This is a genomic window from Lactobacillus taiwanensis DSM 21401 (genome assembly GCF_001436695.1).
Classification (GTDB): Bacteria; Bacillota; Bacilli; order Lactobacillales; family Lactobacillaceae; genus Lactobacillus; species Lactobacillus taiwanensis.
On record NZ_AYZG01000051.1, the window covers coordinates 556,107 to 573,380 of the forward strand.

General features: G+C 34.7%; 16 protein-coding genes and 1 pseudogene. 2 read left to right on the forward strand and 15 right to left on the reverse strand.

Translation table 11 applies throughout. The features are described from left to right. Nucleotides 1-112 (forward strand): annotated as a pseudogene (locus FD18_RS10310) (UDP-glucose 4-epimerase GalE); the annotation flags it as partial. Between the two features lie 89 nt (nucleotides 113-201). On the opposite strand, the gene trxB reads toward FD18_RS10310, so the two are convergent. The 10 genes from trxB to FD18_RS09045 all read right to left on the reverse strand — a co-directional run bounded on the left by trxB (nucleotide 202) and on the right by FD18_RS09045 (nucleotide 10,583). Beyond that, nucleotides 202-1,137, reverse strand: a complete 936-nt coding sequence (gene trxB / locus FD18_RS09000; RefSeq protein ID WP_057719572.1) for a thioredoxin-disulfide reductase — start codon at nucleotides 1,135-1,137, stop codon at nucleotides 202-204. Nucleotides 1,138-1,208: 71 nt separating this feature from the next. After that, nucleotides 1,209-2,228 carry an NAD(P)H-dependent glycerol-3-phosphate dehydrogenase gene (locus tag FD18_RS09005; RefSeq protein WP_057719573.1) on the reverse strand — a complete coding sequence of 340 codons (1,020 nt, stop codon included), beginning with the start codon at nucleotides 2,226-2,228 and terminating at the stop codon, nucleotides 1,209-1,211. 35 nt (nucleotides 2,229-2,263) lie between these two features. Then, nucleotides 2,264-3,100: a prolipoprotein diacylglyceryl transferase gene (gene lgt, locus FD18_RS09010; RefSeq protein ID WP_057719574.1), complete on the reverse strand. Its 837-nt coding sequence runs from the start codon at nucleotides 3,098-3,100 to the stop codon at nucleotides 2,264-2,266. Further along, nucleotides 3,097-4,056: an HPr(Ser) kinase/phosphatase gene (gene hprK, locus FD18_RS09015; RefSeq protein ID WP_057719575.1), complete on the reverse strand. Its 960-nt coding sequence runs from the start codon at nucleotides 4,054-4,056 to the stop codon at nucleotides 3,097-3,099. Before hprK ends, lgt begins: the two co-directional genes overlap by 4 nt. Further along, on the reverse strand, nucleotides 4,049-4,327 hold the full coding sequence (locus FD18_RS09020) for a hypothetical protein (RefSeq protein WP_057719576.1): 279 nt from the start codon (nucleotides 4,325-4,327) through the stop codon (nucleotides 4,049-4,051). The genes hprK and FD18_RS09020 overlap by 8 nt, the downstream gene beginning before the upstream one ends. Nucleotides 4,328-4,345: 18 nt before the next feature. Beyond that, nucleotides 4,346-5,462, reverse strand: a protein-coding gene (prfB, locus tag FD18_RS09025) for a peptide chain release factor 2 (RefSeq protein ID WP_143464499.1) whose coding sequence is annotated in 2 segments (ribosomal slippage) — nucleotides 4,346-5,389 and nucleotides 5,391-5,462 — 1,116 coding nt in all. Because the reading frame shifts where the segments join, the coding sequence is not laid out codon by codon here. Between the two features lie 80 nt (nucleotides 5,463-5,542). Beyond that, nucleotides 5,543-7,942, reverse strand: a complete 2,400-nt coding sequence (gene secA / locus FD18_RS09030; protein ID WP_057719578.1) for a preprotein translocase subunit SecA — start codon at nucleotides 7,940-7,942, stop codon at nucleotides 5,543-5,545. 158 nt (nucleotides 7,943-8,100) lie between these two features. Next, entirely contained in the window at nucleotides 8,101-8,646 is a 546-nt protein-coding gene (gene hpf / locus FD18_RS09035) for a ribosome hibernation-promoting factor, HPF/YfiA family (RefSeq protein WP_057719579.1), read from the reverse strand. 81 nt (nucleotides 8,647-8,727) lie between these two features. Further along, nucleotides 8,728-9,399 (reverse strand): ComF family protein, encoded by a 672-nt coding sequence (locus FD18_RS09040; protein ID WP_057719580.1) that lies wholly within the window; start codon nucleotides 9,397-9,399, stop codon nucleotides 8,728-8,730. Continuing rightward, nucleotides 9,396-10,583 carry a helicase-related protein gene (locus tag FD18_RS09045; RefSeq protein ID WP_235499926.1) on the reverse strand — a complete coding sequence of 396 codons (1,188 nt, stop codon included), beginning with the start codon at nucleotides 10,581-10,583 and terminating at the stop codon, nucleotides 9,396-9,398. Before FD18_RS09045 ends, FD18_RS09040 begins: the two co-directional genes overlap by 4 nt. Nucleotides 10,584-10,706: 123 nt before the next feature. On the opposite strand from FD18_RS09045, the gene FD18_RS09050 reads away from it, so the two are divergent. Next, nucleotides 10,707-11,372, forward strand: coding sequence for a YigZ family protein (locus tag FD18_RS09050; protein ID WP_057719582.1), 666 nt, complete (start codon nucleotides 10,707-10,709; stop codon nucleotides 11,370-11,372). Nucleotides 11,373-11,398: 26 nt separating this feature from the next. Here the strand turns inward: FD18_RS09050 and FD18_RS09055 are convergent, their stop codons facing one another. From FD18_RS09055 to FD18_RS09075, 5 genes are all read right to left on the reverse strand, one after another. Continuing rightward, entirely contained in the window at nucleotides 11,399-12,541 is a 1,143-nt protein-coding gene (locus FD18_RS09055) for a glycosyltransferase family 4 protein (protein ID WP_057719583.1), read from the reverse strand. 101 nt (nucleotides 12,542-12,642) lie between these two features. Next, nucleotides 12,643-14,265 (reverse strand): ribonuclease Y, encoded by a 1,623-nt coding sequence (gene rny, locus FD18_RS09060; RefSeq protein WP_057719584.1) that lies wholly within the window; start codon nucleotides 14,263-14,265, stop codon nucleotides 12,643-12,645. 123 nt (nucleotides 14,266-14,388) lie between these two features. Then, complete coding sequence (gene recA / locus FD18_RS09065) at nucleotides 14,389-15,498, reverse strand: recombinase RecA (RefSeq protein ID WP_057719585.1); 1,110 nt, start codon at nucleotides 15,496-15,498, stop codon at nucleotides 14,389-14,391. A gap of 161 nt (nucleotides 15,499-15,659) precedes the next feature. Next, the gene (pgsA, locus tag FD18_RS09070; RefSeq protein ID WP_057719586.1) at nucleotides 15,660-16,223 is read right to left on the reverse strand and encodes a CDP-diacylglycerol--glycerol-3-phosphate 3-phosphatidyltransferase; all 564 of its coding nucleotides are present in this window, start codon (nucleotides 16,221-16,223) and stop codon (nucleotides 15,660-15,662) included. Beyond that, nucleotides 16,223-17,272: a helix-turn-helix domain-containing protein gene (locus FD18_RS09075; RefSeq protein ID WP_057719587.1), complete on the reverse strand. Its 1,050-nt coding sequence runs from the start codon at nucleotides 17,270-17,272 to the stop codon at nucleotides 16,223-16,225. The genes pgsA and FD18_RS09075 overlap by 1 nt, the downstream gene beginning before the upstream one ends. Nucleotides 17,273-17,274: the final 2 nt, after the last annotated feature.

Genomic DNA, 17,274 nt, shown 5'->3' on the forward strand with positions numbered 1-17,274 from the left:
TAAGGCACGTAAAGTTCTAGGCTGGAAGCCAAAACATGAAAATGTTGATGACGTTATCGCAACTGCTTGGAACTGGCACAAAAGCCACCCAAAGGGCTATGAAGATAAGTAGAGAATAAAGCAAAATAATAATTTTAATTTCACGTACAACAAAAGCTGTCTACCAACTCATGATAGACAGCTTTTAATTTTAGATAGGTCTTATTCTTCACTTAAGCCTTGGTAGTAATTGTATACTTCTTGACCAGCAATACTTCCTTCACCAACAGCCGTAGTGATTTGACGAAGTTCCTTAGAGCGAACATCCCCTAAGGCAAAGACACCATCAAGTCTAGTACGCATATGGTCATCAGTTAAGATCCAGCCTTGTTCATCAGTAATGCCCAAGTCCTTAAAGGCAGCAGTTTGTGGTTGAATACCAACATAGATAAATACACCAGCTACTTGTACTTCTTTTTCTTCACCAGTTTCTTTATCCTTGTATTTAACGCCGACTACTTTATTTCCATCGCCAACAATCTCTTCAGTCTGAGCATTCCAGATAAATTTCATTTTATCATTTTCAAAGGCCTTCTTTTGTAATTCAGCCTTTGCGCGAAGTTGATCACGACGATGAATAACAGTAACCGACTTAGCTGATTGAGCTAAGTAAAGGCCTTCTTGAATAGCAGAATCACCGCCACCAATTACTGCAACATCTTCATCCCTAAAGAAAGCAGCATCACATACCGCACAGTAAGAGACACCTTTTCCAGCATATTCTTCTTCACCTGGTACTCCAAGATGCTTATGAACTGCACCAGTTGCAATAACAACAGCGTTAGCTTCATATTCACCTGAATCAGTTTTAACAATTTTCTTCTTACCATCCTGCTCAATACTTTGAACGTCGCCATACGCAAATTCAGCTCCAGCATTTGTTGCAGTCTGATACATCTTCTCACCTAATTCAGGTCCTTGAATATCTACAAAGCCAGGATAGTTATCAATACCAGCTGTATTATTCATTTGACCACCATAAATACCGCGATCAAGAATTACAACCTTTAAGTTGGCCCGAGCGGCATATAATGCAGCAGTCAATCCACCAGGACCTGCTCCAATTACGATTACATCATAAGTCTTTTTCTCAGACATATTCTCGCCTCAATTCTTACTTTTCGTAAGTATATCTTACTATTAAAAAATAAAAATTGCAATCTTTTTGCCTAAAGTTGAATTTCAGGCTTTGGGTTTCTTCCCATCATTGTCTTAATTTCTTCATCAACATCAGCATTTTCGTAAAGAACACGGTAAATTGCTTCACTAATCGGCATATCAATATTCTTTTCTTCTGCTAATTCATGGACAGCTTTAACAGTAGTAGCACCTTCCACAACCTGTCCCATATTTTCTAAGACATAGTCCAGGCTCTTTCCTTCACCAATTTGCTTCCCAGCACGCCAATTACGAGAATTAGATGAAGTAGCCGTTACGATTAAATCACCAATACCAGAAAGGCCTGAGAACGTCATTGGCTTAGCACCAAAGTATTTAACGCCTAAACGAGTAATTTCAGCTAACCCTCTAGTCATTAAAGCAGCTTTAGCATCATCGCCATATCCTTTACCAACTAAAATACCAGCGGCAATTGCAATAACATTTTTAACTGCTCCACCTACTTCAACTCCAACTAAGTCATCATTAGTATAGAAGCGAACGTAATTATTTGAGAATAATTCTTGAACTCGTTTAGCATTTTCTTCACTAGTAGAAGCACATGCGATTGCAGTCAGATCTTTTTGGGCCACATTTTCAGCATGACTAGGACCAGAAATAGCAACAATTCTTTCACTATTATTAGGATAAACTTCTTCAGTTAAAATATCTGAAATTAATTTTTTACTACCTGGTTCAATTCCTTTAGTAGCAGTTACTAATAGAGGAGTAGCACCAGTTTTATCTAATATTTTACGTACCTTCTTAGCAACAATACGTACTGCTTTAGTTGGTAAAACAAATAAAACAATTTCAGCCCCATCTAAAGCATTCTCCAAATTTCCAGTAGCTGGGACATTTGGATTAAGCTTCCAATTCTTCATATAGTGAGCATTAGTATGGTGTTCGTTAATTTCTTTGTTAACACTATCAATGTTTCCATATAACACAACATCATTTCCGTTATCTGCTAACATTGATCCAAGAACAGAACCCCATGAACCATTACCTAAAACTGTAATTTTTGCCATTTTCTTACTCAAACTTTCTATAAAACCTATTTCTTTCAATCTCTATTATACGGGTATTTCAATCCACTACCAGCTAAATACCATTTTGGCTTTACAACTTTACGCCGATAAACCCATAAAATAATCGCACCAAAGAATAATACTAAGCTTAAGGCTTGTGAAACTCTAATTGTATTAGCAATATACAAGCTATCAGTTCTCATCCCTTCAACAAAGAAACGAACAGCTGAATACCAAATCACATAACTTAAAAAGATTTCGCCGCGCTTAAAGAGATGTTTTCTATGTCGTAAACTTAAAATCAAAATCAAACCAATCAAGTTTAAAGTAGATTCATATAAATAAGTTGGTTGATAATAAGCGCCATTGATATACATTTGCTGAATAATAAAATGAGGTAAATGTAAACTTTCTAGAAACGCCAAACTTGTTTTTGCACCATGCGCTTCCTGATTCATAAAATTACCCCATCTAGCAATTACCTGAGCAGCCATAACACCCGGAGCAATAATATCAAGCATCAAAAACGGTGGTAACATTCTCTGATGACAGAAAACTAACAAGACTATTAATCCAGCAATTAATCCACCGTAAATAGCAATTCCACCATTCCAGATAGCGATTATTTGATCTGGGTGCTGTGAAAAGTAACCCCATTCAAAAACCACATAATAAATACGTGCCCCAATAAAGCCAATTGGAACTGCCCAAAGAAGGAAATCAATAAAATCATCAGGCAGGATATGCCTTTTTTTACCTTCATTAATAGCCATTAAAGTTGCTACCAATACACCAGTAGCCATTAAGATCCCGTACCATTTAACTTGAAGTGATCCTAAAGTAAAGGCTACGGGATTTAACGCTAAACTCATTTTTTATTTTCACCCTCACTTTTTTTAGAATTATCTGAAATTAACTCAGTTAAATTCTGTTCAAATTTTTGACTTGCATCATATCCCATCTTCTTAGCTCTAAAGTTCATGGCTGCAACTTCAATAATAATTGCTAAGTTTCGACCAACTTTAACTGGGACAGTTACTTGCGGTACATCTACTTCAAAAATTTCTTGCGTCTTTTCATTAAATCCTAAACGATCATAATTAGCTTTAGGATCCCAATTTTGTAAACGAATAATTAGTTTGATTTCAGTACTATTCTTAACCGCACCAGCTCCGAATAAGCTCATGACATCAATAATTCCAATTCCGCGAATTTCCATTAAATGCTTTAGAATTTTTGGAGCTTCTCCAACTACGGTTTTGTCATCTTTTTGATAAACATCAACTCGATCATCTGCGATTAAACGATGGCCCCTCTTAATTAAATCTAGGGCAGTTTCAGACTTACCAACACCAGAATTACCAACAATTAGTACACCCATACCATAGATTTCGACTAATACACCATGCATACTCTTTCTAAGAGCTAATTGCTCATCTAAGAACTGCGTAATAACACTAGAAAGATGTGTGGTAGCCATGTTACTAGAGAAAACCGGAATATTTTCTTTATCCGCTGCTTCAAGTAATTCAGAAGGAATTGGCAATCCACGAGACACGATAAAACAAGGTGTTTCCGGAGTAGCCATTTTATTGAATACTCTCTCACGCAAATCATGATCTAAGCGAGCACTGTAAGAAATTTCGGTTCTCCCTAAAAGCTGAATTCGATTTTTAGGATAAAAATCAAAATATCCCGTTAATTCTAATCCAGGACGTGAGATATCAGAAGTATTAATTACCTTTTCATTTAAATATTCTTTTCCTTCAACAATCTTAAGTGAAGGAACATCTTTTACTAATTCACTAACTTTAACTGCTTCAACCATTTTTGTTGTCCTCTTTATCTTCTACATCTTTGACTGAAACATTTCGTGCTTTCTTTCGCTTTTGATTATTAGCAGGATGCTGAACTGGATTATGAGTATCTGAAACCTTATTATCTTTTTTACTACCTGAAAACTTAGCCATTAGCCAAATTATCAAAGCAACAATTAATGCAAGTGGTAAAAGTCCAATAAAGAACTTAAATACTGCAAACAAGATACTCAAAATAACCAAGGCAACCAATACTAATATTAAAATAGTTACAAATCCCATAGGTTTTTTCCTTCAACTTTAATTTGGATTTCTTTGACTTAATAACCATTGTAAATAGGCATAGATAAAATCATCTAATTTTCCATCCATTACACCATTTACATCACTGGTTTCAAAATTAGTTCGATGATCTTTTACCATATTATATGGATGAAAAACATAAGATCTAATTTGTGAACCAAATCCAATTTCTTTTTGATTCCCTTTAAGCTCTTCGGTTTGTTTTCTCTTCTTTTCTTCTTCAAGCTGGAACAATTTAGCACGCAACATATTCATTGCAGTTTCTCTGTTTTGAAGCTGAGAACGTTGAGCTTGAGATGAAGTAACAATACCAGTTGGCAAGTGGGTAATTCTTACGGCACTTGAAGTCTTGTTAATGTGCTGTCCACCAGCACCACTAGAGCGATAAACATCAATTCGTAAGTCATCTGGATTAATATCAACTTCAATACTCTGATCAATTTCAGGAATTACTTCAACTGAAGCAAAAGAAGTATGTCTTCTTTTAGCTGAATCAAAAGGTGAAATTCTTACAAGACGATGAACCCCATTTTCCGACTTAAGTAAGCCAAAGGCGTTCTTGCCTTGAATTCGGATACTTACACTTTTAGCTCCTGCTTCTTCACCAGGTTCATAATCTTCAATTTCGAATTTTAGACCATGGTTAGAAGCATAACGTTGGTACATTCTTAACAACATATCAGCCCAATCCATGGCTTCGGTACCACCAGCACCTGGATGAATTTCCATCAAAGCATTATGTTGATCATACTTATCTGATAACAGTAATGATAATTCATAATCATGAAAACTTTGTGATAAAGAACCCATTTCTTCGGATAATTCTTCACTTAATTCAGGATCTGGATCTGCCTTAAGGAGTTCCAAGGCCGTTTGAGCATCATCAAATTTTTCTTCAAGATTCTTAAAATTCTCACTTTTTTCCTTCATTTGATTAGTTTCACTAATCAAACTCTGTGCCTGATCTTGATTATCCCAAAAACCAGGCTCAGCCATTTTCTGCTCATTAATTGCAATACTTTCACTTAATGAGTCGAAGTCAAAGAGACCTCCTGAAGTGATCTAATTTAGGACTAAGCTTATTTAATTCTGCTTGAATTTCACTAATTTCCATATTAATTCCTCGCATTACTTAAATTATTATTACTTTAATAATAGCAAAAAAGAGAGACATTATCTGCCTCCCTTTTTGTTTTATCGACTAATATTCTGTCTGATTTGAGCCTTCATAAATAGACGGGTGGCATCAAATTCGATATCACTGATCATTTCCTCAAACATTCTATAGCCTGCTTCTTGATATTCCACTAATGGATTAAGTTGACCATATCCTCTCAAACTAATAGATTGTCTCAATTGATCCATTGCATCAATATGATCAGTCCAGCGTTCATCTACAACACGCAAGATAACAACCTTTTCAAATTCTAGCATTTGTTCTGGATCAGCAAGTTGCTTTTCTTTCTCAGCATAATTATCTTCTGCTATCTTATAAAGACGCTTCTTTAATTCTTCAGCACTTAAGTGCTTCATATTAAGCTTTTTAGTAGTTTCTTCATCAGTAATAGCAGACGAAATGAAATCTCTTAACTGATCATTACGCCAATCTTTTTTATCACCCTGTGTATACATATCAACTTGATGATCAATAGTCCGTCTAATCATCGGCATTAATACAGGCTTCAATGTTTTTTCTTCAGAGATAACCTGCATTCTTTCACCATAAATGATTTCACGCTGAGTACGCATAACATCATCGTATTGCAAAGTTTGCTTACGAGTATCGTAGTTGTTACCTTCAACACGCTTTTGAGCTGATTCAACTTGCTTAGTAATCATCCGTGATTCAATAACTTTATAGTCATCATTATTCGAGATTCGATCAAGGAAGAGCTTTACGCGATCTCCACCAAAACGCTTCATCAAATCATCTTCTAATGAAAGATAAAATCTTGTTATACCAGGATCTCCTTGACGACCAGATCTACCACGAAGCTGATTATCAATACGACGAGATTCATGACGTTCAGTACCAATAACTGCTAAGCCACCTAATTCTTTAACACCAGGCCCTAATTTGATATCAGTACCACGACCAGCCATGTTCGTTGCAATTGTAACTGCTCCTCTTTGACCAGCATTCATGATAATTTCTGCTTCTTTAGCATGGTTCTTGGCGTTCAAAACTGCATGTGGAATGCCCTTTTGATCAAGCATTTGACTTAAACGCTCTGAACTTTCAATCGCAACTGTACCAACCAAAACCGGTTGTCCCTTTGCATGACGTTCTTTGATTTCCTTTGCTACAGCTTCAAACTTTGAATCAAGAGTTGGATATAAGATATCTGGCAAATCTTTACGTGCAATTGGTCGGTTAGTAGGAATAGTAATAACTTCCATGTTATAAATTTCACGGAATTCTTCTTCTTCTGTTTTAGCCGTACCAGTCATACCAGCCAATTTCTTATACATTCTAAAGAAGTTCTGATAAGTAATTGTTGCTTGAGTCTTAGATTCTTCTTGGATCTTAACTCCTTCTTTAGCTTCGATAGCTTGGTGAAGTCCATCAGAGTAACGACGTCCCTCCATTACTCGTCCAGTAAAGGAATCAACAATCATAACTTCTCCATTTTGTACCACATAATCAATATCTTTTAACATAAGGTAGTTAGCTCTCAAAGCTTGATCAATGTGGTGAACTAAAACCTGGTTATCGATATCGTATAAGTTCTTTAAACCAAAGTGTTCACAAGCTTTTTTAATTCCTTGATTAGTTAAATTAATAGTTTTTGTTGGCCAATCAATTTTGTAGTCACCATGATCTTCATCATCATCCGCATCATCGTCACTTTTATCTTCAGTTAAAGTTTTGACAAAACGATCAGCACGGATATATTCACTGTTTGCTTGCTCTGCTTGACCAGAAATGATCAAAGGTGTTCTAGCTTCATCAATTAAAATCGAGTCAACCTCATCAATAATTGCATAGTTAAGCGGACGTTGAACCATTTGATCCTTGTAAACAACCATATTATCTCTTAAATAATCAAAACCTAATTCAGAGTTGGTTGAGTAAGTAACATCACAATTATAAGCGTCTCGCTTTTCATCTGCAGACATTGAGTTAAGGTTCAAACCTACAGTTAAACCTAGCCACTTATAAAGCTGTCCCATTTCACTTTCGTCACGGCTAGACAAGTATTCGTTAACCGTTACAACATGAACACCTTTACCTGTCAAAGCATTCAAATAAACAGGTAGAGTCGCAGTTAAAGTCTTACCTTCACCAGTCATCATTTCAGCAATATTACCATAGTGAAGTGCAATACCACCAATAATTTGAACGCGGAAAGGATATAATCCTAAAACTCTCTTAGCACCTTCACGAGCTGTCGCAAAAGCTTCTGGCAAAATATCATCTAATGTTTCACCATTATCTAAACGCTTGCGAAATTCAGGTGTCTTTGCTTGTAATTGCTCATCAGACAACTTTTCATATTCGTCTGCTAAAGATTCTACCTTAGTTGCTAATTTTTCAAATTTCTTTAATTCTTTTCTGTCATTGTCATAAATTTTTTTAAGAATATTAGCCATTTAATCGGTCCTTAAGTTTAAATTTTGTGCACAAATCTAAAATAATACTATGTAATTTTAACATTAAATTGTAAAAATGAGAAACCTACTATTGCAAGAAAAAGCCTCTCAAGCTTTATTATTGCTTAAGAGACTATTAATTTTTAAAATCACCTTAATTATTCGTTAGTTTCAATTAGGCCGTAACGACCATCATTTCTGCGATAAACAATACTTGTTCCATTAGTATCTGCATCTTCAAAAACAAAGAAGTCATGACCTAATAGATCCATTTGTAAAACCGCTTCTTCAGCACTCATTGGCTTTAAGTCTAAGTGCTTGTTACGAACAATATCAAATTCTTTAGGGGTCTTCTTTTCTTCCTCTAAATCTTCATAGAAGAAATCCTTTAGTCCCTTTTCACGACTCTTTCTGTTAATACGAGTCTTGTATTTTCTAATTTGACGCTCTAACTTTTCAGAAACAAAGTCAATACTCTTGTACATGTCATCAGTTGTATCTTCTGCACGTAAAACTAAGTATGGAAGTGGAATAGTTACTTCAACCTTAGAAGTGTGATCTGGATAAACCTTCAAATTGATGTGAGCAATTACATCAGAATTAATTTCGAAGTACTTTTCGAGCTTTGTCAATCTTTTTTGAACATAATCTCTTAAGGCATCAGTAACTTCGATATTTTCTCCACGAACATTGTATTTTAACATTGTAGATTCTCCTTCCAACGTCTTATGACGTTTTTCTTTACATATCTAGTATAGCAAATTGTAAGCGGTTTTACTAATGATTTATCTACTTATTATAAAACTATTTATTTCACAATTAGAATATACTTCTAAAAGTGCATCCCGCGCATGATAAAGCGTCCTCCCAGTAGTATAAATATCATCCAATAATAAAATTTTTCCATTAATATTTTCCTTTTTAATAGCTAGAAATGTCTGTTTAGTTAATAAGCGCTCATTCCTATTCTTCTCGCCTTGTGCTTTTTCATTATCGTTTTTAATTAATAAATTAGTCAGCGGAACTAAGTTCTGATAAATAGACCTTATCGTATCAAAACCGCGTCTCTCCAAATGGCTAGGAGAACTAGGTACAGGGACATAATAATCAGCTACTGGTAAATTATCAATTAATTCAACTAAAACATGACATAAAATATAATCACCATATCTTTTATATCGCACCATAAGATCATGGAAAGCGTCATTATACTTATATAAAGACTTATTGTCTAATAAATTGTTTCCATATATTTTTTGCCACTGAAGACAATCAGAACATAAACCTTCTTTCTTTACTTCTTTACTACATCCCCTACATAATTTACTCGACTTTTTAGCAAAATTTTCTAAGCAAAAATTACAAGTATATTTTTCTTTAATTTTAGTAAAAGAAAGCAACTTTTCGTAATTAATTTGTCTTCTAAAATTAGAATTACACAATAAACATTTACTCATTTATTCATCATCCTAATCTGTTTCATGGCTGCCCTTAGGCTTTTCGTATATTTGTGATAACAAAACATTACTAATCCATTTCGATCATCGGCACTTCGTCCTACTCTTCCAGCAATTTGAACTAAACTGGGTGTATTATAAATTGGATCATCAGCTGCAATCACAATTACTTGAACATGCTTAAAGGTTACCCCGCGCTCTAAAATAGTTGTTGTTAACAAAATATCGATTTCTCCTGTACGAAATTTAGCTACTTTCTCTTGTCTCTCTTTATCTCCTGCATAGACGCTAACAATTTTATTTTTATTAAACGATGTCCTTAAATGCTGCTGATAAATTGGTAGTTCTTTAATTCGAGGGACAAAAATTAAAAGCGGCTTTTTCATCGTAAGAATCTTTTTGATCTGACTAATTAAGGCAGGATGAATCTTACCTTTTTTAGAAATAAATGGTTTTAAAAAGTATTTTTCTTTAGGTACCGGTAACAAACCTTGGTGAAATCTCCTTTTAAGTAAGGAATAATTTATAGCTTTTCTTTTTGCTTTTTTTAATAACTCCTCATCAGGTGTTGCTGTTAGAAAAAAGGTACAACCCGTTTCTTTGATTGCTTTTTCAGCGGCAAAGTGTAGCATTTTGTTTTCATAAAATGGGAACGAATCCACTTCATCAATCACAATCAAATTAAATGCTTGATAAAATTTTAAAAGTTGATGCGTAGTACAAATGATAAATTGTTCATCTTCGGCTTCGTGATATTCTCGTCCGTGATATTTACCAATCTTTACAGCTTTAAAAGCTATTTGAAAACGTGGAAATAATTCATCCACTACGTCAATTCTAGGTGTTGCAATTGCAACTCTTGCTCCATTTTTCAAAGCAGTCTCTACAACCTTAAAAAGCATTTCAGTCTTACCAGCCCCAGTTACGGCATGAATTAAATGATCTCTTTTTTCCTTAAATGATTGAACGAGTCCTTTTGAAATCACATCTTGTTGTTCTGTCAGCTTTCCGTTCCAACTAAGTGGATTGAGTAAAGGCGAATATGAACTGCTCTCTAAACTTCTCTCTAATTCATCCCCTTCACTTATCCTCCCTAGCCCAATACATTCTCTGCAATACTTGCGTCCATCTGGCAGGCTAAAAGACGATTCAGTATTACATCTTTGGCAAACTCCATTTATCATTGCTGGCACTTTTGTCGTTTTAATGTTTATGTTATGGTTATTTTGATCATAGATCCATTGCCGTCCTTTTAATTTATTCATTTCGATCACCCTAATATTAATTACGCAATTGGAGGCGATTTTTTGTCGTTAAAGCGAAAAAATTATTTAACCATTAGTAAATCAGGACAACATGAAATAGTTATTAAGAAAAGTAGATTTATCTGTTCCTTTACTCGAACTAAAACTGTTGAAGAAGCTCAAGCCTTTATTGCGAAGATTTCTAAAAAATATCATGATGCAAATCACAATACATATGCTTACACAATCGGCTTAAACGATGACCAAGTTAAGGCAAGTGACAATGGTGAACCATCTGGGACGGCTGGTATTCCAGAACTAAAAGCTCTTCAACTAATGAAATTAAAAAACGTAACCGCAGTTGTTACTAGATATTTCGGCGGTACTAAATTAGGAGCTGGCGGATTAATTCGGGCTTATTCTAATTCAATTACCGAAGCCGCTCAAAGCATTGGTGTTGTAAAATGCGTTATGCAACAAAGAATTGAATTTTCTATTCCTTATAATCGTCTTGATGAAGTTAATCATTATTTAGAAGAAAGTAAAATTTTAATTGCTAACCAAGCCTATACTACTGATGTAACTATTCAAATTTTTCTAGATCTTGAGCAAATACCTCAAGTTGAAGAAGATCTAACTAATTTATTATCAGGAAAAGTAGAATTTAAAAAGCTTGATCAACGCTTTAATGAAATTCCCATTACCGATTTCAATTTTCATGAGCAATAAAAAAAGATTTACGTTAGTGCTATACACTAATGTAAATCTTTTTTGTCTGTATTTTTTTTATTTAAACGTCTTACTTTTACCTCTGGATCTGCACGCTCCATCTTATTAATTGTTCTCTGCAAGAAATGAAGTAAGGGCTTATATTTTTCACCCAATAAGCCAATAGTTTCGACGAATAATTCTACCGCAAATAATAAGCCTAAAATTAATAGCCAAATTCCCCATCTTGGAGAAACAAGTGACAGCAATGACACAAATGAAAAAATAAGCGATATTCCATAAATTGCTAAAACTGTTTGACGATGGCTTAGACCCATTCTCAACAATTGATGATGCAAGTGATGCTTGTCAGCCTGTGAAATATTTCTCTTATTTAATTTTCGTCTAATCATTGCATAAACAGTATCAGTAATTGGGACACCCAAAATAAGTATTGGAACTAATAAAGATACAAAAGTTACATTTTTTAATCCTTTTAGAGACAATACGGAAATCATGAATCCGATATAAAGCGCTCCCGTGTCTCCTAGAAAAATCTTTGCTGGATGAAAATTATAGGGTAAAAATCCTAGCAAGCAGGCCGCAAGCATAATACAGGTAATCGGAACATAATGTTGCCAACTTTTCAGAAAGAAAAATCCTACAATTCCCATCGTTACGAGTGAAATCATAGTAACTCCGGTAGCAAGGCCATCCAAGCCATCAATTAAATTAACAGCATTGGTTAAAGCTAAAATCCAGAAAATAGTTAGTGGAAAGCTCCACCAGCCTAACTGAACATGTCCTAAGAGTGGCAAGCTTAATTCTTTTACCTTAATTTCCGCTAAAAAATATACTACTAGAGCAGCAATAAAGATTCCAAACATCTTCTGTCTTGGCTTTAATTCTAAAATATCATCAATTAATCCAGTTAGAATGATAACACTAGATGCTAATAATACAGAAAAAAGTTCATGAGTTGGAAAATCCTGCCTCAATAAGACAAATTGTCCAATATTAAAAGCAACAAAGATTGCTAGTCCACCAATAGTAGGCATTGGCTTTTTATTAATACGACGAGCATTTGGATTATCAACCGCACCTAATACAAAAGCTAATTTTCTAATAAAAGGAGTTATAGCAGCAGTAATGATTACTAATAAGAATATTTTTACAATTGTTTGAAACATAACAATCTACTTTCTAAACTTCTTTTTTCATTATACCTACCACTAAATATAAACACAATAAACTATAAATAAAAAAGACGAATCTTAAAGATTCGTCTTTTTTATTTAGCTATTGCAACAGCACGTTTTTCTCGAATAACTGTAACTTTAATGTTACCAGGATATTCCATATCTTGTTCGATTTGATTTCTAATGTCATGAGCCAAAATAGTAGTTCGAGCGTCAGAAATTTTATCTGGCTCAACCATTACTCTTATCTCACGGCCTGCTTGAATTGCATATGCTTGCTTAACACCAACATGGCCTTTCGCTATGGTCTCTAGTTGCTCTAATCTACGAATATAATTCTCTAAAGATTCGCTTCTAGCACCTGGACGAGCTGAGGAAATTGTATCAGCAGCTACCACTAATTCCGCAATAAATGATAATTTTGGAACATCGTCGTGGTGAGCAGCAATTGCATTCACAACCAAATCTGGTTCATGATACTTGCGTGCAAGTTCAACACCAATTTCTACGTGGGAGCCTTCGATCTCATGATCAATAGACTTCCCAATATCGTGTAATAATCCTGCGCGTACCGCTATTTTTTCGTCTAAACCAAGTTCAGCAGCCATTACACCTGTTAATTTACCTACTTCAATAGAGTGTGACAAAACATTTTGTCCATAAGAAGTACGATATTTCAATCGGCCCAAAATCTTTACTAATTCTGGATGCATCTTATGAATGCCAAGTTCCATCAAGGCACTTTCACCGGCTTCGTAAATATCATCATTTACTTCTTTACGAGCTCGATCAACCATCTCTTCAATTCGTGCGGGATGAATTCGGCCATCTTTAATTAGACGCTCCAATGCTCTTTTGGCAATTTCTCGTCTAATTGGGTCAAAACCACTTAAGACAACTACATCTGGAGTATCATCAATGATTACATCTACACCAGTTAATGCTTCAAAAGAACGAATATTTCTACCCTCACGACCAATGATACGTCCTTTCATATCATCGCTTGGCAAATTAACAACTGAGACAGTCTTTTCAGAAACTGTATCTGCTGCACTACTTTGAATTGCATCAATAATTACTTTACGAGCAAAATGATCGGCTTTTGCTTGAGCAAGTTGATTACTTTCTTCAATCATTTCAGCTCTTTCTTTCACTAATTGATCTGAAAGTTTATCTAAAACAATCTTTTTAGCATCTTCTTGATTTAACTCTGCAACTTCATAGAGCTTCTGCTCACGTTCAATAATTAACTGATTGGCTCTCTTTTCTTTTTCCAAGACGTGAGCCTGCAATTTTTTAATTTGGTTTTCTTTTTGTGTGAGCTGGGAATCTTTTTGATCCAGCAGACTATCTTTATGATCAATTGCATCTTCACGTTGCAGTAAGCGATTCTCTTGTCTAGAAACTTCTTGTCGACGCTCATTAAGTTCATTATCTACTCTTTCACGATAATGATGAATTTCTTCTTGTGCCTCCAAGATTTTTTCTTTCTTTGCATCAGCCGCAGCCTTCTTCATTGCTTCTTTTTGTGAAGCAAGATCAGCTTCAACAGCTTTAGCCTTACTTTCCGCATCTGCCAAGATGTGTTTTGCATCATGAGCTGCATTTTGTGCTTGAGTTTCCCATTTATTCTTACGGATACTATAACCAGCACAACCTCCAACAAAGACAGAAATAATAGCGACAGCAACAGGAACTAAAATTGTATTTATCATATCTTTTACTATCGCCTTTTTATAGAATTATTTCACACATTATTAATAATAAAAGTATCCGCAAGTGATGTCAATCATACAAAAAACCTTAGCATTTAAATGCCAAGGTTTAATTGGATCTGTTTACTCTTTTTTTGTACTTTTCTCGTTAGAAATATCTTTATTTCTAGCTGATGCTTCCTTTTCTTTTTCCTGCTCTTGCTTTACTTTTTCAGGATTTTCTCGTTCCTCAATTGCTTTAGCATCAATTCCATATGCTTCACGTACTTTTGCTTTTACCTCATCGTAAACGTCTGGATGTTCTTCAAGATATTGCTTAGCATTTTCACGACCCTGTCCAATACGGTCATCGCCATATGAGTACCAAGAACCAGCCTTTTTAATGATATCCTTATCAGCAGCCATATCAATTAATTCACCAGTTTGAGAAATACCTTTACCATACATGATATCTACTTCAGCAACTTTAAATGGTGGAGCTACTTTGTTCTTAACAACCTTTAATTTTACACGGTTACCAATAACATCTGAACCTTGTTTAATTTGTTCCGCACGACGTACTTCTAGTCGGATGGTAGAGTAAAACTTCAAAGCACGACCACCCGGAGTTGTCTCAGGATTTCCAAACATAACCCCAACTTTTTCACGAATTTGATTAATGAAAACAGCAATTGTTTTAGTTTTAGAAATATTTCCAGAAAGTTTACGAAGAGCTTGACTCATTAATCTTGCTTGCAACCCAACATGAGAGTCTCCCATATCACCATCAATTTCAGCTCTTGGCACTAAGGCAGCTACTGAGTCGACAACTAAAATATCAATTGCACCACTTGCAATTAATGTATCAGCAATTTGTAAACCTTCTTCTCCAGTGTTTGGTTGAGATAAAATCAATGAATCAATATCTACGCCTAAAGCTTCCGCGTAAGCTGGATCCATGGCATTTTCAGCATCAATATACGCTGCAGTTCCACCACGCTTTTGTACTTCTGCAACAGCATGCAGAGCCACAGTAGTTTTACCAGAACTTTCTGGGCCGTATACTTCAATAATTCGTCCACGTGGATATCCACCAACTCCAAGAGCTGCATCTAAAGCTAGTGAACCAGAAGGAATAGTGGAAATTTGGGTGTCTACTTTTTCACCCATACGCATAACTGCGCCTTTTCCAAAGTCTTTTTCAATCTTCTTTAAGGCAATATCTAGGGCCTTCTTTTTATCATCTTTAGCCAAATTTCTTCCTCCTTATGCATTTACAATAATTATACTTGGTTTTATTACCTAAAAGCAAGAGAAATACGAACTAACGTTCAATATTATATTCTCTATAATTTATTACGCAAAATTCCAATAATTTTTTTCAAAAAAAAGAAGCATTCCTGCTTCTTTCAAATCTATATTTCACCTTTAAATACATCGCCACTTTGTCTAAAGTAATCATAACCTGAGTAAATAGTAAAGATTAGGCAAATATACAACAAAATAGTACCAATGTAGTATACATCACCAAATAATAAGAAAATAATTGATAACATCTGTGTAGTTGTCTTAATTTTACCTGGCATCTTTGCTGCTAAAACTTGACCTTTATTTTCAGCTAAAATCAAACGTAAACCCGTAACAGCTAACTCACGGCAAACAATGATCGCTACAACCCATGCTGGTGCTAAATCTAATGAGATCAAAAATACAAATGCTGTCATCGTTAACATCTTATCTGCTAATGGATCAGCAAATTTTCCAAAATTAGTAACCAAATTTCTTGAACGGGCAATATGTCCATCTAAAAAGTCAGTTATTGAAGCTACAGCAAAAATTACAGCAGCTAATACATGAGACCAGTAAATATGTGTTCCTAAGAAAGTTGTCCCACCAGCTGGCCAATTAAAAATTAGAACCAGCATAAAGACTGGAATCATAAAGATTCTGAACATAGTTAATTTATTTGGTAAGTTCATTAACGGTTACTTTGACCTCCATTATTTTGATTAGTATTTGTTTGTCCTTGCGTATTTTTTACATTTTGTTGCACATTTTGATTATTTTGTACGCTTTGGCTGTTTTGAGTATTTTGATTTTGCTGAGTTTGTGTATTTACAGTATTAGTAGAACGAGAGTTTTGAGTCGCAACATTATTTTGTTGATTATTACTGTTTTTGCTATCTTTGCTATTAAAAGTAAATTTTAAAGTTAATGGTGATGCTGGGTTAGTTTTACTACGTGCATCTACTTTTTTACCAGCTAAAGTTAAGGTAGTTGAAACACTATTTCCCATTTGTACAGAAACATTATTCACATTTTCTGGTAGTTGAACTGAATGTTTACCATTAGCCTTCAAAGTTCCTTGCCAAACAGAAGAACCATTAACTAAAATTTGTGCCCAAACTTCATTAGTAGTTGTTCCTAAAGTTAAAGTCCGATCATTCTTCATCCCACTAACACGGTAACTATTATTACCTAAACTAGAAATTTTAACCTCTGAACTTGCATTCTTTGGAATTGATTTCTTCTTTGATGAAGTTTTGGATTTTGAAGATTTAATACGAGAAGAAGAAACAGTTACATTTTCGGCTTGATTTGCTGATTGTTGGTTAGTACCAGTAAAGAAGCGAGTATAAACAATATAAACTACTAAAATTACTAATACAACTCCAACTACTGTTGCAATCTGTGGCAAGTAACTACGCCACATACCTTTACGGTTATTGGTGGTTTCCTTAATCCTCTCACTCTTATTGTCGATTGAATTTTCGACATATTCTTCAGGCTTTGCTTCGGGTACTTCAGACTTATAATCTGCTAGCAATTCTTTACCATTCAAACCAACTACATCAGCAAATTGTCTAATAAAAGCTCTGACATAGAAATCTCCTGGCAATTGATCAAAATCATTATTTTCAATTGCAGTAAGATATCTACGCTGAATTTTAGTTATTTTTTCAACATCTTCAATTGACATACCCTTTGCTTTACGAGCACTGCGTAATTTATCTCCAATATCTGCCATAA